The sequence below is a fragment of the Coprobacter fastidiosus genome (assembly GCF_982245605.1).
In genome coordinates this window covers 18668-37062 of sequence record NZ_CEVCIF010000030.1, presented here as the reverse complement: position 1 = coordinate 37062, position 18395 = coordinate 18668, and the positions used below count along the sequence as shown (strand labels likewise).

Annotated in this window: 15 protein-coding genes; 8 read left to right on the top strand and 7 right to left on the bottom strand. The window is 39.0% G+C overall.

The genetic code is table 11. The features are described 5' to 3' along the window. Position 1: 1 nt before the first annotated feature. Positions 2-1306, top strand: coding sequence for a mechanosensitive ion channel family protein (locus AC0UMU_RS08900; protein WP_009318407.1), 1305 nt, complete (start codon positions 2-4; stop codon positions 1304-1306). 202 nt (positions 1307-1508) lie between these two features. Here AC0UMU_RS08900 and AC0UMU_RS08895 read toward each other — a convergent pair whose 3' ends face one another. Then, positions 1509-3254 (bottom strand): T9SS type A sorting domain-containing protein, encoded by a 1746-nt coding sequence (locus AC0UMU_RS08895; protein WP_288641093.1) that lies wholly within the window; start codon positions 3252-3254, stop codon positions 1509-1511. 200 nt (positions 3255-3454) lie between these two features. Here AC0UMU_RS08895 and AC0UMU_RS08890 point away from each other — a divergent pair, with 200 nt between their 5' ends. From AC0UMU_RS08890 to AC0UMU_RS08865, 6 genes are all read left to right on the top strand, one after another. Then, positions 3455-4066 (top strand): TetR/AcrR family transcriptional regulator, encoded by a 612-nt coding sequence (locus tag AC0UMU_RS08890; RefSeq protein WP_122304290.1) that lies wholly within the window; start codon positions 3455-3457, stop codon positions 4064-4066. A 62-nt stretch (positions 4067-4128) separates the two neighbouring features. Further along, positions 4129-4947, top strand: coding sequence for a class I SAM-dependent methyltransferase (locus tag AC0UMU_RS08885; RefSeq protein ID WP_195596123.1), 819 nt, complete (start codon positions 4129-4131; stop codon positions 4945-4947). Between the two features lie 121 nt (positions 4948-5068). Beyond that, positions 5069-5818 carry a 2,3-diphosphoglycerate-dependent phosphoglycerate mutase gene (gpmA, locus tag AC0UMU_RS08880; RefSeq protein WP_009318412.1) on the top strand — a complete coding sequence of 250 codons (750 nt, stop codon included), beginning with the start codon at positions 5069-5071 and terminating at the stop codon, positions 5816-5818. A gap of 17 nt (positions 5819-5835) precedes the next feature. Next, entirely contained in the window at positions 5836-7644 is a 1809-nt protein-coding gene (locus tag AC0UMU_RS08875; RefSeq protein WP_009318413.1) for an ABC transporter ATP-binding protein, read from the top strand. 16 nt (positions 7645-7660) lie between these two features. Next, positions 7661-8281 (top strand): class I SAM-dependent methyltransferase, encoded by a 621-nt coding sequence (locus tag AC0UMU_RS08870; RefSeq protein ID WP_022600130.1) that lies wholly within the window; start codon positions 7661-7663, stop codon positions 8279-8281. A gap of 15 nt (positions 8282-8296) precedes the next feature. Then, positions 8297-10027 carry an ABC transporter ATP-binding protein gene (locus AC0UMU_RS08865; RefSeq protein WP_009318415.1) on the top strand — a complete coding sequence of 577 codons (1731 nt, stop codon included), beginning with the start codon at positions 8297-8299 and terminating at the stop codon, positions 10025-10027. A gap of 149 nt (positions 10028-10176) precedes the next feature. On the opposite strand, the gene polA is transcribed toward AC0UMU_RS08865, so the two are convergent. After that, positions 10177-12957: a DNA polymerase I gene (polA, locus tag AC0UMU_RS08860; protein ID WP_288641099.1), complete on the bottom strand. Its 2781-nt coding sequence runs from the start codon at positions 12955-12957 to the stop codon at positions 10177-10179. 127 nt (positions 12958-13084) lie between these two features. Here polA and AC0UMU_RS08855 point away from each other — a divergent pair, with 127 nt between their 5' ends. Then, positions 13085-14059 carry a polyprenyl synthetase family protein gene (locus tag AC0UMU_RS08855; RefSeq protein ID WP_009318417.1) on the top strand — a complete coding sequence of 325 codons (975 nt, stop codon included), beginning with the start codon at positions 13085-13087 and terminating at the stop codon, positions 14057-14059. A 73-nt stretch (positions 14060-14132) separates the two neighbouring features. On the opposite strand, the gene deoC is transcribed toward AC0UMU_RS08855, so the two are convergent. From deoC to AC0UMU_RS08830, 5 genes are all read right to left on the bottom strand, one after another. Next, positions 14133-15014, bottom strand: coding sequence for a deoxyribose-phosphate aldolase (gene deoC / locus AC0UMU_RS08850; RefSeq protein ID WP_009318418.1), 882 nt, complete (start codon positions 15012-15014; stop codon positions 14133-14135). A gap of 2 nt (positions 15015-15016) precedes the next feature. Continuing rightward, on the bottom strand, positions 15017-15343 hold the full coding sequence (locus AC0UMU_RS08845; protein WP_009318419.1) for a nucleotide pyrophosphohydrolase: 327 nt from the start codon (positions 15341-15343) through the stop codon (positions 15017-15019). 2 nt (positions 15344-15345) lie between these two features. Next, entirely contained in the window at positions 15346-15798 is a 453-nt protein-coding gene (gene dtd / locus AC0UMU_RS08840) for a D-aminoacyl-tRNA deacylase (protein ID WP_022390205.1), read from the bottom strand. A gap of 250 nt (positions 15799-16048) precedes the next feature. Further along, positions 16049-17866 (bottom strand): excinuclease ABC subunit UvrC, encoded by a 1818-nt coding sequence (gene uvrC, locus AC0UMU_RS08835; protein ID WP_022390206.1) that lies wholly within the window; start codon positions 17864-17866, stop codon positions 16049-16051. Then, complete coding sequence (locus AC0UMU_RS08830; protein ID WP_009318424.1) at positions 17867-18391, bottom strand: adenine phosphoribosyltransferase; 525 nt, start codon at positions 18389-18391, stop codon at positions 17867-17869. Positions 18392-18395 lie beyond the last annotated feature (4 nt).

The window sequence follows — 18395 nt, the reverse complement described above, 5'->3', positions numbered from 1 at the left end:
TATGGATGACAAATCGCATAAATTTGCCGGTGAACTTTTGGAGTGGATAAAGTCTATTCTTAGAGATTTGGGTATAGAGACCGGAAGAGTGGATGAAATGGAAGGTATTATATATACAGTTCTGATAGCACTGTTTGCTTGGGCTGTAGCCTGGATATTGCGGTATGTCCTCCATTACGTTTTTCTGAAAATATTAGGGAAAAGTAAAAATGAGATTCTTAGGGTATTGGTAGATCGGCGGGTCTTTTCCGGTGTAGCGCATGTTTTACCTCCTTTGATTATGCTGTCTTTGTTACCTTTGGTATATGACGATTACAGATCGCTTATCGGATGGGTAGAGCGTTTTTGTTGGATTTATTTGGTAATTGCTTTTTTAGTTTATACCAATACCTTTTTGTCTGCTTTGTGGCGGATATTTTCAAGTTCGGATGCTATGAAGGATCGACCTTTAAAAGGGCTCATACAGTTGGTAAAAGGTATTTTGATAGGCTTAGGGGTTATTATTGTCATTTCTATTTTGGTGCAACGTTCCCCGATGAAGTTGATTACCGGATTGGGAGCTTTTGCCGCAGTATTGATGCTTGTTTTTAAAGATAGTATTTTGGGGTTTGTCGCCGGAGTGCAGCTGGCCCAAAATGATATTGTTCGCAAAGGAGATTGGATCGTGATGCCGGGAGGTATGTTGAACGGTGTCGTTATCGATATAACTTTGAATACTGTAAAAGTCCAAAATTTTGATAATACGATTGTTACAGTTCCTCCTTATTCATTGATTTCGGGAACATTGCAGAATTGGAGGGGAATGGCGGAATCTGGCGGACGTCGGATAATGCGCGATTTTACGATAGATGTGACATCTATCAAAGTTTGTACTCCGGAGTTATTGGAGTCTTTAAAGAGCGTAGATTTCTTAAAATCGTATATTGAGGAGAAACAGGCAGAGCAGGCTGCCGGGAAAGTAGAGAATACTGATAATAGTAATGGCTTGGTAAATGGAACGATAGAAACCAATTTGGGATTATTCAGAGCTTATGTGGCTATGTATTTGCGTAAGCATCCTTTTGTTAATGGGGATTTGACATTGATGACTCGGTTGTTAGAACCGACCGAGAATGGTATACCTTTTGAAATATACTGTTTTTCTGCGAATAAGAATTGGGTGAGCTATGAATCTATACAGGCCGAAATTATGGAACATGTGGCAGCTGTTGCCGCTCGTTTCGAATTGCATATTTATCAAAATGCTTCGGGGCATGATTATATTGTTTCTGCCTATATTACTGCCGGTAAAGAGCCTCCGGTCTAAAGAGCCAGTCGTACATTTGTACGTCTAAATTTTCCAATAAGAAAATTGTATCCGATCATTTTTGCATTTTCTTCCGGTCTGTTTTCCCATTTTTCTTCGTTAGATAGTCCGCTATCCTCCTCGTAAAAACAGAAAAACATCTTTGGAAGAAACTTTTAAAACTGACCTGAACAAAATTTAGACAAGTTCTTAATCGGTATATTTATTTCTTTATAAACCGAACACTATTTTGTTCTTTTTCCGAGTCGATAAGGATCATTAAATAATTGCCTGTGGGGAGATGAGAAACATCTACAATGGCGCATTGATATAATGGTAAAACAGATATTAGTTTCCCTTCCGAAGAATAAATTCTGGCCTCTTCGAGCTTTCGTTCTGTTCCGATAAAAAGACGGTCGCTTGTCGGATTAGGGAAGATGGTTAACGTCTCGTTTTTAAAAGAGGATACTATTCCTTCTGTAAAATCCAAGGGAATATATTCTCCAGCCAAATGGGCGAGGTAAGCTTCTAATGCTGTATATCCGCTGTCGGTGATTTTATTTCGATCTGAAGGATCTTCAGGGTTCAGTCCGTTTTCAGTTTCCCATATATCATCCATTCCATCGTTGTCGTTGTCTGTTATATTACCATAGGTGCTATATTCGGGATATCCTCCGACGGCAGCCGGGTCGTCAATAATTCCTAATGTTTTTTGGTAATAACGACTTGTTTTGGTTTCCGATTCGAATTCTGATGTCCCATATCCTGATGCCGTTCCGTTTTCAGTTTCATCTATAATACGTCTATCTACCTCGTCTAAGGGATGAGCTCCGGCTTTTGCCAATACACTCTTAAAGGCATCGGAAGCTGTTTCTGTTTTTATTTGGTAAGGAGTTTTTATTTCAAATGGTGTTTCTACAATGACTTGTTCCTGAAGGTCTGTCGGGTAGGCGCTTTTATCGATTCCTAAGGCATTATCGGTCGTGAAACTATCATTTCCTTCCATTATATTTCCAGAGGCATACCATTGACCTACTTTACGATACGAATCCCCTCCGTAAGAGGCTTGTACAAAATAAGATTTGCTTTTTGCAGGACGTGCAAGTCCCGGTTTATAATAGTTGCCTACCATGTTGATTTCGTTCTTTTCACCTTTTGTTATGTCTCCTCCGTAACAAGAATTTGCTTTTCCCCAGTTATAGATGACATTGTTGACATAGTCTGTAAGAATTTTGTAATCGTTTGTTTCGCGATCGTCTCGTGCACCGTTAAAACGCGGCATGCGATTATGGCAGTGGGCGAGCAGATTATGATGGTAAGAAGAGAAGTCCCCTCCCCATTGGGTGGCATAACTGCGAGAACCTTTGATATGTCCTGCCGAATATAGACCTTCATGTATAATGCACCATTGTACCGTAGTGCGTTTATTATCGTACATTGTCATATTTTCTTCACACGACCATCCGAAAGTGCAGTGATCTACAATGACATCTTCGCAGTTCTCAATCCCGATTGATCCTCCGTCGGTATGTGTACCGTCATCTTTCAGTCCTATTCGAAAACGAAGATGACGTATGATGACGTTTTTTGATCCTCCGAGATTGACTTTTGCTCCTCGTATACAGATACCGTCTCCGGGTGCAGTTTGCCCGGCTAAAGTATAACCGTTTCGAGCACACTTCAGCTCTTCTTTTAATTTTATGATTCCTGAAGTTCTGAAAATAACGGTGATAGGTTCTTCCGGATGTTGAGAGAGAGCCCATCGAAGAGAGCCTTCTATCGGTGTTTCTCCTGTAGCATAATCCTCGGTTGTCGTGACGAAAACTACTTGCCCTCCGCGTCCTCCGGTTGCAAATTTTCCGAATCCTTCTGCTGAGGTGAAAGCTGGTACTTGAGCTTTTGATGAGATTGCAAAGATGAATGTCAGGACAATAATACTTGCTTTGATTATATGTTTTCGATCTTTCATGATATAGGAAATTTACAAGTTTATTTTATGTTGCAAAAATACCGGTAATGCCGGAGGATAATGTGTACTTTTTGTTATTGTTGTAGGATTTTTTGCCTACTCTTTGTAATGATATTTTTATGATGATAAATACCGATTTTTAGGTATTGATATATGCTTATCGGCTTTTTAATTTTGTTCTGTTAAGTCAAATCGAACTTATGCAAGCAGAAAAAGAATATGTGAAGAAAAATATATTGGCTGCAGCGACACCGTTGTTTTATGCAAAAGGGTATGTAAAAGTTCCTATGCGCAAAATTGCGGAAGCTTCCCATGTGGGGTTGAGTAATATTTATAATTATTATGATAGTAAAGAGGATATTTTTCATGAAATAGTGCGTCCTGTAGTGAATTGTTTTTATGAAATGCTCGACGAACATCATGGGAAGAGGGGTGCGGATATACTGGAAATGTTCACGAATGATTATCTCCGGTCTGTTATAGATGAGTATGTTTCTATTGTCAATAAGTACAGGGATTTGTTGTTTTTGCTTTTGTTCAGGTCTCAAGGTACTTCGTTGGAGAGATTTAAAGAGGATTTTTCGGATCGTTCGACTATGCTGGTGAAAGATTATTTTTTGAAGATGAAGTGGAAACACCCGGATTTGAATATTGATGTTTCGGACTTTACGATACGTTTGCATACTGTTTGGATGTTTACGATGTTGGAAGAGCTGATCGTTCACAGGAGAACACCGGATGAAACGGAAAAAATAATAACGGAATATATGATTTTTTGTGTTACAGGTTGGAGAGAGCTTATGAAGAGATAGGCTCTCTTTTTTTTGAATGAAATTGAATAATGTTCGTTTTTAATTATTGAGACAAGAAAGATATGAAAAAAAAAATTGAGTTTGAAAACATTGTGGCGGAGACTCTTCTTATACCACTTTACATGAGGGCTAAAGAGGGTAGGAGAAAGGATGCTGTTCTGAAAGATGAGTTGGCTGAACAATTGATGGAGAGTATAGAATATGATTATTCAAGGTTTGATGGTGCAAAGTTGAATGAAATCGGTTGTGTCGTAAGAGGCAGGTATTTTGATGATGCCGTACGACGTTTTATTTTCGATAAAATAAAACCGGTTGTTGTGAATGTGGGATGCGGATTGGATACTCGGTATCAACGACTGAAAGAGTATGGTGGTGTCATGTTTTATGAATTGGATTTGCCGGAAGTGATCGATTTGCGTAGAAAGTTGATACCGGAATCGGATTTCGATAAGTATATCGCAGCTTCGTTATTAGAAACGAAATGGATGGACGATTTGAAAGAGAAACACCCTGAAAGTTCTTTTATTTTTATAATAGAAGGGGTACTGATGTTTTTTTATGAAGATCAGGTGCGTTCGGTGCTGCATAATTTAGCAGAACGTTTTTCAGGGGGAGAAATCTGGTTTGATGTATGTGGAAGTATGATGCATAGGTTTCACGTGAAACCGGATTCTCTTAGAGGGCATAAGGTACAGATCCGTTCTGGTATTAGCGATGGACATCTCGTAGAGCAATGGGAATCTCGTTTGCAGCTTATTGATCAAGGAGTATATCAAAGACATTTCCCGCATCGCTGGGGTATGGGAATGGTATTGGGATTGTTTCCTCGTTTTAGTTGTAAGTTCAGTTCTATGTTAGGATACTGTATCGAGAATAAATAAACTATAAATATTAATGCAGCCGATTTGAATTTTATAGAAGTATTTTTTTGATTTTTTTGATCGTAATAAGAGATTCTTATTTCGGATAAAATTTAAACAGGCTCTAAAACTTAAAAGTAAAATGAAAAAAATCGTATTGTTACGACATGGAGAGAGTCTTTGGAATAAGGAGAACCGTTTTACCGGATGGACGGATGTGGACTTAAGTGATAAAGGAGTTGAGGAGGGTTATGAAGCCGGAAATCTTTTGAAAGAAGCCGGTATTTCTTTTCAAATGGCCTATGCCTCTTATTTGAAGAGAGCTGTAAAAACTTTGAATTGTGTCCTTGACAGGATGAATGCGGATTGGATACCGGTCTTTAAGTCATGGAGGCTTAATGAGAAGCATTATGGTGCTCTCCAAGGCTTGAATAAAAGTGAGACTGCTGCTCGTTATGGGAATGAACAGGTGCATATATGGCGTCGAAGTTATGATGTAGCACCGATGCCGTTAAAGGATAGTGATCCTGAGAGTCCGATCAATGATGTGAGATATTCTCATGTTCCTCTTTGCGATTTGCCGCGAACGGAATCTTTGAAAGATGCTATAATGAGGGTTATTCCCTATTGGGAATGCGAAATATTTCCTCGTTTGACAGTTGTTGATAATATTCTGGTCGTTGCCCATGGAAATAGTTTAAGAGGTATTGTTAAATATTTGAAAGGTATATCGGATACGGATATTGCGAATTTAAATATTCCAACGGCTATGCCTTATGTATTTGAGTTTGACGAGTCTTTAAATTTTGTTCGCGATTATTATTTAGGTGATCCGGAAAAAATCAAACAAATGCAAGATGCGGTTGCAAATCAAGGTATTGCAAAAAAATAAATTAAGAACAGATACTTATGACAGAGATGAAAAAGAAAGAGGGTTTAAGTCGTCTTTTCCAAATTGCGGGTCAGCGGAAAGGGTTGTTAATCTTATCCGGAGTATTGTCTGCCGGTAGTGCTCTTTGTATGTTGACTCCTTATTGGGCGGTGTATGAAGTTCTGAATGAACTTTTGGTAAATGCGGGAGATCTTGATATGGTAAATGGTTCGTTTCTCATACATTGGGGTTGGACCGCTTTTGCCGGGTTGGTTTTCGGGTTGTTGCTGCTTTATGTTGCACTTATGGCTTCGCATGTCGCTGCTTTCCGTATATTATACGGATTACGTGTGAGATTGTCTGAACATATAGGACGGTTATCTTTAGGTTTTTTGAACGGATCTTCTACGGGAGCAATAAAAAAAACGATGGAACAGAATATCGAAAAGATAGAGACCTTTATCGCGCATACTATACCTGATTTGGTGAATGTGGTGGCTACCGAAATATTTATGTTCATTATCTTTTTTTCGCTTAACGGATGGTTTGCTGCTGTTTGTCTGGCATGCATAATAATGAGTATAGGTTTGCAATATGTTAATTTTATGGGGAAGAAAGCTCGTGAGTTTACTGCGACTTATTTCGATACACAAGAGAGAATGAGTGCTTCGGCAGTGCAATATGTCCGGGGTATGCCTGTTGTGAAAATATTCGGACAAAGTGTGCATTCTTTCCGTCAATTTCATAAAGAAATATTGGGATATAAAAAGTGGGCATTAAAAGTTTGTGATACTTATGAACGAGGTTTTGTTTTGTTTACAGTATTGCTTAATTCTATTGTTACGCTTGTTCTTCCTGTAGGTTTATTACTGATGCAGGGAAATTCTGGAAATCTGGCGTTGGCTGCTGTATGGCTTTTTTTTATTGTGATGGGTCCCGGAGTTACGTCTCCTGTTTATAAACTGATGTTTTTAGGTGGCGGAACAAGGGAAATCGATGAGGGGGTGAAACGTATCGACCGGATATTTGACGAAAATCCGATTCCAGAGCCGGTTGTTGCAAAAAATCCTGTTTCTTATGATATTGAGTTTGATCATGTCGGTTTTTCTTATGAGAATCGTGAGCAAGCAACACGTACAGAGGCTTTACGTGATGTATCGTTTGTTGCGCGGCAAGGAGAGATTACAGCATTGGTAGGTCCGTCAGGTTCTGGTAAAAGTACGGTTGCAAGCCTGATACCCCGTTTCTGGGATGTAGCGGAAGGAAATATCCGAATCGGAGGTGTGGATGTGAGAGATATTGCGAATGAACGATTAATGAATCTTGTTTCTTTTGTTTTTCAAGATACGTTTCTTTTTTATGATACATTATATGAAAACATTGCAGTAGGTTGTCCTGGTGCAACACGTCAGCAGGTAGAAGATGCTGCTCGAGCTGCTCAGTGCCACGATTTTATTATGAATCTCCCGAATGGCTATGAAACTCGTATAGGAGATAAAGGCGTGTATCTTTCAGGAGGTGAATCTCAACGCATTTGTGTGGCACGTGCAATTCTGAAAAATGCTCCTATCCTTGTTCTGGATGAGGCAACAGCTTTTGCAGACCCAGAAAATGAGTATAAGATGCAACGGGCACTGCAGCATCTTATTAAGGATAAAACCGTAATTGTAATTGCTCATCGCTTGTCTTCTATTATTTCGGCACAACAAATCGTCGTTTTGAAAGAGGGTAAAGTGGTGCAAATCGGTACGCATAAGGAGCTCACCTCAATGTCCGGTGTTTACCGGCAAATGTGGGATGCTTATACCGATGCTTTTCGTTGGGAACTCAATGTCGGGAATAAATAATTAGGGGGTAGTATTTATGTTTAAACAGAGTTTTATTAATAAGATTCTCCAAAATACAAGAAAACCGGAAGGCTTTTGGGGACGGATTATTTTACGAGGGATGAATAAAGGACATGCACCGCTGGCCAAATGGGGTATGTCTTATTTAAAATGGTCTCCCGAATGGTCTTTATTGGATGTCGGTTGTGGAGGTGGAGCTAATCTTGCAGAGATGTCGATACGTTGTCCTGAAGGGAGTGTTTATGGTATTGACATTAGTGAAGAAAGTGTGAAATTTGCTCGGAAAAAGAATCGGGATTTGCTCGGAAAACGATGCTTTATAGAGCAGGGAAGTGTAGAAAAGCTTCCGTACGAGAATGAAATGTTCAATGTAGTTACAGCATTTGAAACGATTTATTTCTGGAATGACCTTTTGCAGTCATTTACTGAAATAGCTCGTGTACTAAAGAAAGGTGGAATTTTCTTGATTTGCTGTGAAATGAGTGATCCGTCTAATACAATATGGACGAGTCGGATAGACGGGATGACAATACATCCGGTAAGAGAACTTCGTTCTTTACTTTCCCGATCGGGTTTTACGGATATTTCTGTATATAAACGTCGGAAAGAAGATTTGTGTATTATTGCTCAAAAATAACTTTATAAAAGAATTATGAATGCGATACAAAATATAACTGTCGGGCAACCGGAACGTTTAAAGAAACCTGTTGGTTATACGATCCTTGCCAATTTAGTAAACATTATTCCTTTTTGTCTGTCTATTGAAGCTATAAATATTATATTTCATGCCTTTGACGGAAGCGGAACTTCTCTTGATATTTCTCGTTTGTGGACATTGTTCTTTATTCTTGTTGCTTATGTTTTCATAATGATAGTTGCTGAGAGGGCTTCATATCGTGCCAATTTTCGCGGAGCTTATACCATGAGTGCCGATGGGCGTATTGCCTTGGCTGAGCATTTGCGCAAATTATCGTTAGGGTTTCTTTCTCGTCGTGATCCGGGAGATATTTCTTCTATGATGATTACCGACTTTACTATGGCAGAGACGGGGATTTCACATCATTTACCTCAATTAATGGGTGCTTTAGTAATGCCTGTGTTGGCTTTTTTGTCATTGTTATGGATAGATTGGCAGATGTCTTTGGCTATGTTTATCGCGTTGCCTTTTGCTATATTGGTACTTTGGGTAAGTACTGGGGTTCAACGACGTTTGAGCGGACGGCAAATAGAGGCGAAAATCAATGCTGGAAATCGATTGGAAGAGTATTTGCAAGGTATTAGAGTAATGAAAGCATATAATTTGTTGGGAGAACGTTTTACTCGTTTACGTGATGCTTTTGCCGATTTACGTCGAGCTTGTATTCGGCAAGAGGCGTTACTCGGACCTTTTGTATTGTTATCGGTTACGTTGATACGTTCTGGGTTGACATTGATGATTCTTTGTGGTGCTTATTTACTTATAGGAGGAGATTTGTCATTAGCGACATTTGTTCTTTTTCTTGTTGTCGGTTCTAGGGTGTTTGATCCTCTTACGTCTGCATTGACTAATTTTGCAGAATTTCGCTATTTCTCTATCGCAGGAGGCCGTATACTTGACTTGATGCAAGAACCGGAAATGAAAGGTAAAGATATTGCTCCTGAAGGAGGAGATATTGAATTCCGGAATGTTTCTTTTGCATATCAGGATAAAGAGGTATTGCACGGTATCGATCTTATATTGAAAAAAGGAGCTCTTACGGCTCTTGTCGGACCATCGGGGAGTGGAAAAAGTACGCTAATGAAATTGTGTGCACGGTTCTATGATCCTACATCGGGACGGGTTTTAATGAATGGATTGGATCTTTCTTCTCTTGATCCTGAATCATTGATGCGCCATGTTTCTATGGTATTTCAGGATGTATATCTTTTTCAGGATTCGATTCGTAATAATATCCGTTTCGGTAAAGACGATGCCACGGATGAGGAAGTTATCGAAGCTGCTCGGGCTGCTCAGTGTCATGATTTTATTATGCGGTTGCCTAAAGGTTATGATACGATGGTCGGAGAGGGAGGATGTACCCTTTCCGGAGGGGAGAAGCAGCGGCTAAGTATCGCCCGGGCGATGCTGAAAGATGCTCAGATTGTTCTTCTTGATGAGGCGACGGCTTCTCTTGATCCTGAAAATGAGGTGGAAGTACAACGGGCTATTACGAAGTTGATAACCGGACGTACGGTTATTGTCATAGCTCATCGTCTTAAAACAATTCGAAATGCCGATAAGATTGTTGTTTTAGACGATGGTCGGATTGTGGAGCAAGGTACTCATGAGGAGCTTCTGAAAAATGATCGGTTATATGCCCGTTTATGGAATATTCAAATGAGAACTTCTGGTTGGAAATTGTAGAATTCTATAATTATTTTTCTTTTGAGAGAAAATATAAGATATATATGTTGTATTTCTCTTTTTGTTTTTCCTTCTTTAATGATTTATGATATGTAGGAAAAATTAGCAAGCTGTCTCAAAATATAGGGATGAGACAGCTTGTGTTATCGTTAATGTGCTTCGAGCCAGTTTTTTCCGATACCGGAATCAGCTATTAAAGGGACTTTTAGTTGGTATGCATTTTCCATTTCTTCTTTTACGATATGCTCAACAATTTCTATTTCGTTCTCAGGAACACTGAAATTGAGTTCGTCATGTACTTGAAGAATCATCCGGGCCTTTAGCCCGTTCTTTTCGAATCGGTCGAAAATGCGGACCATGGCAATCTTTATAATGTCTGCAGCGCTTCCTTGTATAGGTGCATTTATTGCATTTCGTTCGGCATATCCGCGTACGATGCTGTTTTTGGAATTAATGTCGGGTAACATCCGTTTGCGTCCGCTTATCGTTTCTACATACCCTTTTTCTCGGGCTATCTGTATGCTTTTATCCATATATTCTTTTATATGGGGGTATGTCTCGAAATATCCGTTTATTAGTTCTTTGGCTTCAGATCGAGGTATGTTGAGCCTGTCTGAAAGTCCGAATACGGAAATTCCGTAGATAATACCGAAGTTGGCGGTCTTCGCTTTTCTACGCATATCGGGCGTTACTTCTTCGATCGGTATTTTGTATATTTTGGCAGCTGTAGCAGCATGAATGTCTTTGCCTGAGGTAAAAGCTTCTATCATATTGGGATCTTCGCTGAGATCGGCCATGATGCGCAACTCGATCTGGGAGTAGTCAGCCGAGAAAAACAGGCATCGGTCATCGGGAATAAAAGCCCTGCGTATCTCTCGTCCTTCACTGTCTCTGATGGGTATATTCTGGAGATTGGGATTACTTGAACTTAATCGTCCTGTGGCAGTTACCGTCTGGTTAAATGAAGTATGTATCTTTCCTGTTTTGGGATTGATAAGTTCGGGCAGAGCATTGACGTACGTGGACAGAAGTTTTTTTACTCCCCGTTGTTCTAATATTTTTCCTACAATAGGATGTTTGGAACGGAGTTTTTCCAGAATTTCTTCGGTCGTAGAATATTGTCCGGTTTTTGTTTTTTTGGCTTTTTCATCGATTTTAAGACGTTCGAACAAAACTTCTCCTACTTGTCGTGCCGAACTGACATTGAATTCTGTTCCTGCCAATTGATAAATTTCCTGTTCGAGTTGCAGAACTTTTTCGGTAAGTAGAATCGAAGATTGGCGCAAAGCTTCGGTATCGACTCTGACTCCGGTGATTTCCATCTCTGCCAATACTCGTATTAACGGCATTTCGATGGAGTAGAAGAGGGGTTCGAGACCTTCTTTTTTTAATTCCTTTTCGAAGACATTTTTTAGTTTTAGTGTTATATCTGCGTCTTCGGCGGCATACTCACTGATCTTTTCGATCGGCACTTGACGCATTGATAGCTGATTTTTTCCTTTAGGACCGATAAGTTCTTCAATGTGTACGGTTTTGTATTTGAGATAAACTTCAGCCAAGTAGTCCATGTTATGGCGTTGTTCGGGCTGCAATAAATAATGGGCTACCATTGTGTCGAAGAATTTCCCTTTTACAGTGATTCCATAATTTCTCAATACGATATAGTCGTATTTTATATTTTGACCTATTTTTAATGAGTTTGTATTTTCTAATGCATTTTTAAATTTATTTACAAGTTGATTCGCTTTATCCCGTTCTGTCGGGATAGGAACATAAAATGCTTTATTTTCTTGTAATGCAAATGACATTCCTACCAATTCGGCCGATATCGGATCGATTCCGGTAGTTTCTGTGTCAAAAGCAAAATATTCCGCATTTTCTAATTCGGTTATTAAATCAGATATTTTGTTCTCATTATCAATTATTTGATAGTCATGTTCTATGGTTTTTAACTCACTGAGAATCGAATATTTTTCTTCTTCTGTATTCTCGTCCGGAAATACGTCAAAGAGAGAAGCTTGAATAGGTGTTTTTGAAACAGTTGTTTTATTAACTGTTGTACCTAATACTCGATCTGCTAAATTTCTAAATTCAAGTTCCTCGAAAATTTCCCGTAATCGAGTTTCGTTTATCGCTTCTCGTAATAATTCTTTTTCATTGAAAATTATGGGGACGTCTGTTTTTATCGTTGCCAGAAATTTGGAAAATTCTATTTGTTGTTTGTTTTCTTCTACTTTTTTGCGTAACGCACCCTTCAACTGATCGGTACAGCAAAGTAAATTTTCGATAGAGCCGAATTCATTGACCAGTTTTATCGCTGTTTTTTCTCCTACGCCGGGACATCCCGGGATATTGTCTGACGCATCGCCCATAAGCCCGAGTATATCGATAACCTGTTCAGGACGTTCGATGGAGAATTTTTGTTTTATTTCTTCAACTCCGCGTACTTCGAAATCTCCTCCTCCGAATTTGGGTTTGTAGATAAAAATGTGAGGACTGACCAATTGCCCGTAGTCTTTATCCGGGGTCATCATATACGTATCGAACCCTTCTTTTTCAGCCAGCTTGGCCAGTGTGCCTATGACATCATCGGCTTCGAAACCGGGAACTTCTATGATAGGTATATTGTAGGCTTTGATAATTTCTTTTATAATAGGTACGGATTGTCTTATTACCTCCGGAGTTTCTTCTCTCTGTGCTTTATAAAGCTCATATGCTTCGTGCCTGAAAGTCGGACCACTGGGATCGAATCCTACTGCAATATGGGAAGGATTTTCTTTTTTCAGTACGTCTTCCAACGTATTTACAAATCCGAATATAGCGGAGGTATTTACTCCTTTAGAGTTGATTCTCGAATTTTTGATGAATGCGTAATATGAGCGGTAGATGAGTGCGTAGGCATCCAGTAAAAATAGCTTTTTTTCTTGCATTTGCAGGCTGTTTTTAATGTACTTTGTTTTTATATCGGGAAAAAATTTCCCTTATTTCCCGGTAAATTTACAATAAATATGGATATTCTTTTGTTTTATTGCTATTTTTGCACATCATTAAAATAATATGGATAAACTATCTATTATACAGCAGCCTATTCTTGATGAATTGGAGATTCTGAACCGGACTTTGGCAGAGACGTTGAATACAAGCAGTCCGATGATGAATACCGTTGTTGATTATTTTCTCGGAACGAAAGGCAAGCAAATACGTCCTATGTTGGTGTTGTTGAGTGCCCGTTTATTTGGGAAAATCAATGCTGTTACTATCGATGCTGCTGCTGCTATAGAACTTTTGCATAATGCCAGTCTTATACACGATGATGTTGTCGATGAATCGAAGCAACGTCGAGGAAAGCCCACGATTAATGGAGTTTGGGATAATCGTATAGCAGTGCTGGTAGGTGATTATTTTGTCTCTTGTGCGTTGAAGCGTTCTATTTCTACCGGGATTCTGGAGGTTATTAATACGCTGGGATTTTTAGGTCAGGAATTGGCGAAAGGAGAGATCGACCAACTTTCGATAGCTCAAGATCATGTTTTGAATGAAGAAGCCTATTTTAATGTAATCCGTCAGAAAACGGCGTCCTTGTTTATCTCCTGTATGAAAATGGGGGCTTTATCGAATGGTGCATCTTCTGAAGCTATCGAACAATTAATGGTTTTCGGAGAGAAACTGGGGCTTTGTTTTCAGATAAAGGACGATACGTTCGACTATTTTTCGGATGATACTATTGGTAAACCTACCGGAAATGATTTGAGGGAGGGCAAAGTTACTCTACCTTTGATTTTTGCGGTTCGGAACGCTACGGATGTTGAAAGGGATGAGGTAATGGCAATTTTGAGGCAAAAAGAATTATCCGCTAAGGATATCGATAAGTTGACCGAATTTGCAAAATCTCATGGAGGGATAGAGTATGCTAAGAAGGTTATGGAGCGTTTACGAACAGAAGGCTATGCGGCTTTGGCTTCTTTTGGCGAAAATCCCGTTGTGACTTCTCTAAAAGCTATTTTAGATTATACGATCGATAGAACAAAGTAACTGAAAATAGAATATTTGAGAGAAATAAAAAGGGATACTTCTATTCGGAAAAGTATCCCTCTCTTTTTTGTATTTAGAAAAATTTGACCGGGCTTCCGGCTATGGAGCTTAACAAATTGTTTGCTAAACGACTGGCACCTAAACGGAAATATTTTTTATCCAACCATTTTTCTCCGAGAACTTCGGCGACAATGCAATAATATTTTACGGCATCTTCTGTGGTAGATATTCCTCCGGCCGGTTTGAATCCGATCATTGTTCCGGTTTTATCGTAATATTCTTTGATTGCCTGGCACATGACATAAGCAGCTTCGAGGGTTGCCGCCGGTTCCATTTTTCCTGTTGAAGTTTTAATGAAGTCTGCTCCTGAATAGATCGCCAATATAGAAGCTTTTTTTATGTTTGAGGCTGTTTTCAGCGCTCCGGTTTCAAGAATTACTTTCAGGTGTGCATCTCTGCAAGAGTGTTTGATTTCTTCGATTTCATCGCACATTTCTTCGTATTCTTCCGCTAAAAAGTTCCCGACATTGATCACAATATCTATTTCATCAGCTCCATCGGCAACAGCTAATGCCGTTTCTGCAACTTTTACTTCGGTAAAGGTCTGAGAAGAGGGGAATCCTGCCGAAACGGCAGCGATATTTACATCGGACACTTCCAGATTCATGCGGACTGTTCCTGCCATATTGGGATATACACATATCGCGGCAACGTTATTCATTTCGGGATGTTCATTTTCGAAATCGTTTACCCGTTTTGTAAAATTCGTGATATGTTGTGCTGTGTCGGTTGTGTTGAGGGAAGTCAGATCTATACAGCCGAAAAGGAATTTATAAACATCCGTATTGCTGTATTTCGATAGATTTTCCCGAAGGATCTGTTCTACTTCTTGTTTCACTACATCATCGTTCAGATTGGTGTTGTAGTTTTGAAGAGCTTCGTTGTACTTGTCCATAATTAGTATAGTTTAGGATTATTGATGTGTCTCTCTTTGTCCCGATTTGTTTTTTTTAGGAGATTTTTCTCGAATGCTTCCGTGAGGTTTATTCCTGTTTGATTGGCAAGGCATAGAAGTACCCATAAAACATCGGCCATTTCGTCTCCGAGATCACGTTCTTTATCGCTTTCTTTGAATGATTGATCTCCATATTTACGGGAAATAATACGGGCGACTTCTCCTACCTCTTCTGTAAGAATCGCCATATTGGTGAGTTCACTGAAATATTTTACTCCGAACTCTTTTATCCATTGATCTACAGTGATTTGAGCTTCTTCGATGGTCATGGTTATTCTTTATTTTTAGAGTCTATCCAGATTGTTACAGGTCCGTCGTTGACCAATTCTACTTGCATGTCGGCACCAAATTCTCCTGTCGCTACGGATTTTCCGATTTCTTGTTCTGTGTAGTGACATAAGGCTTCGTACATAGGTATTGCATGCTCGTGTTTTGCCGCTTTGATATATGAGGGACGATTTCCTTTTTTGGTTGATGCGTGCAAAGTAAATTGGCTTACAATGAGTACTGATCCGCCAATATCCTTTACCGATCGGTTCATAATGCCGTTTTCATCATCGAAAATACGTAAGGATGTCGCTTTTTTTGCCAACCATTCTGCATCTTCTTTTGTGTCGGCTTCTTCAATTCCGACCAAAATCAGCAGTCCTGTATCTATTTTTGATTTTATTTTTCCGCTAATAGTTACGGAAGCCCGTTTTACCCGTTGTATTAAGATTCTCATATCGACTTCTTATTGCTCTATTAATACAAAGTTACGAATAAAGTTTTAAGAGCCAGTCTAAATTTTCCGATAAAAAATGCAATCAGGGTATCTTTGCTTTTTCTTTCGGTCTGCTTTTTCTGTTTTCATTTGTCAGTTTAGACTGCTATCTCTCTTGTAAAAACAAAAAAACTCTCTCGAAAAAATTCCCGAATCAGACTTGATTAATGCTAAAAAAACTGTTCAAAATTTCTTATGTTTATTTTATTCATTAATGTTGAGAGTTGAGATTTTGTATTATTATTTTGGCTTTGGCTTTACCGATTATGCTTGCTATCTCTTCGAAACTCGCTTCTTTAACTCGTTTCATGCTTTTAAATTCTTTCAGGAGGGCGGTCTTTGTTTTATCTCCTATGCCTTTTATATTATCGAACGCAGATGCGATTTGGCGTTTACTTCGTTTGTCTTTATGAAATGTAATGGCAAACCGGTGTACTTCATTTTGTATCTGTTCCAATAGTCTGAAAAGTTGGCTTTGAACTTTTATTCCAATTACTTTGGGGGGAAACCCGAATAGAAGTTCGGAGGTTCTGTGTCGGTCATTTTTTACTAATCCGGCGATAGGAATTTCAAGGTGCAGTTCATCTTCTATTACTTCTCTGATTATCTCCATTTGACCTTTTCCTCCATCTGCAATGATGAGATCGGGAAGAGGTGCTTCTTCTCGGATTAGGCGCTGGTAACGGCGTCTGACGACCTCTTTCATCGAGGCATAATCATCCGGGCCTACGACAGTTTTTATGTTGTATTTACGGTATTCTTTTTTTGCCGGTTTACCCATTTTGAATACGACGCATGCAGCAACAGCGTCACTACCCTGAATATTCGAATTATCGAAGCATTCGATATGTACAGGAGGTTTATTCATGCAGAGTTCTTTTTGTATTTCTTTAAGCAGCTTCATGCTGCGGTGCTCGGGATTAAGCTTTTCTGTCTGTTTTAGCTTGTCGATTTTGTATTGTTTTACATTTTGCTCCGATATTTCGAGTAATTTTTTCTTGTCTCCGCGTTGAGGAACGATAAATTCTACATTTTCAAATTCAAGATCAGGTAGAAACGGAACGACTATTTCACGAGACAGACTCTTAAAGCGAGTACGTAATTCTGCGATTCCCAATGCAAGAATATCTTCTTTTGCTTCATCAAGCCTTTTCTTGTATTCGATTGTGAAACTTTGTACGATCGAACCGTTGCGGATATGCATGTAATTCACGAATGCGGCATCATCCTCTTCATCGTAAGAAAATATGTCGATGTTATGTATTGTCGTGCTTACAATGACTGATTTTGCCCGGTATTTTTCTAATAAGAGGTATTTCTCTTTTAAGACTTGAGCTTCTTCGAATTTCAGGTTTTCCGAGAGTTTCCCCATCTCTTGTAACAAGTGTTCGCTTAATTGCTGTATATTGCCGTTAAGAATCTGTTTTACTTGAGAAATATATTCTAAATAGGTCTTTTCCTCTTCAAGGCCTTCACATGCGCCTTTGCAATTTTTGATGTGATATTGGAGACAAATCTTGAATTTTCCCCGACGAATGTTTTCCGGAGTAAGGTTATGCGGGCACGTGCGTATCGGATAGAGTGTACGAATAAGCTCAAGAACGGTTTTTGCTAAATGCACATTTGCATACGGACCATAATATTTAGAGCCGTCTTTTATAACTTTTCGGGTTAAGAATACTCTGGGGAAATGCTCATTGCGAACGGTGATCCATGGGTATGTTTTATCATCTTTCAATAAAACATTATATCGGGGTTTGTATTCCTTGATCAGGCTGTTTTCAAGATGTAGGGCATCTTCTTCGGTTTTTACTACGATATATTTTAGATCGCGAATATTCCGCACTAAAACATTCGTCTTTACCGAGTCATGAACTTTATTGAAGTAGGAAGATACTCTGCGTTTTAAATTTTTTGCTTTCCCGACATAAATAATTTTGCCCTCTTTATCGAAATATTGGTACACGCCAGGAGTTTCGGGTAGGAGGGCAATGATGCTTTTAATATGTTCGCTTGTTGTTTCTGCCATTTAGTATTTAATGAGAGCTTCGATTTCTACTTCAGGAGGAAAAACATCTCTTCCTTTTAAAAATTCCAGTTCTACGATAAAATTTACATAGACTTTTTTAGGATTAAACCGTTTTACTAATTTGTATGCAGCCAGCATTGTCCCACCGGTTGCCAGCAGATCGTCATGCAATACAATTATGTCTTCTGAATTGAGCGCATCTTTATGTATTTCGATTGTGTCGGTACCATATTCTTTTTCATAGCTTTCACTCCATGTTTCGGCAGGAAGTTTTCCCGGTTTTCTTAATGTAACAAATCCTGCCCCTAAATTGTTGGCGATAATCGGGCCCATTATGAACCCTCTGGATTCTATCCCTACAACTTTTGTTATCCCTTTTTCTTTATATAGTTTTGTCAGTTCTTCACTAAGGGCATGTAGACAGTCTTTGTCTTTAAATACTGTTGTGAGATCTCTGAAGATGATTCCTTTTTGTGGAAAGTCTTTTACATCCCTGATCTTTTCTTTAATGTTTTCGATGCTCATGGTT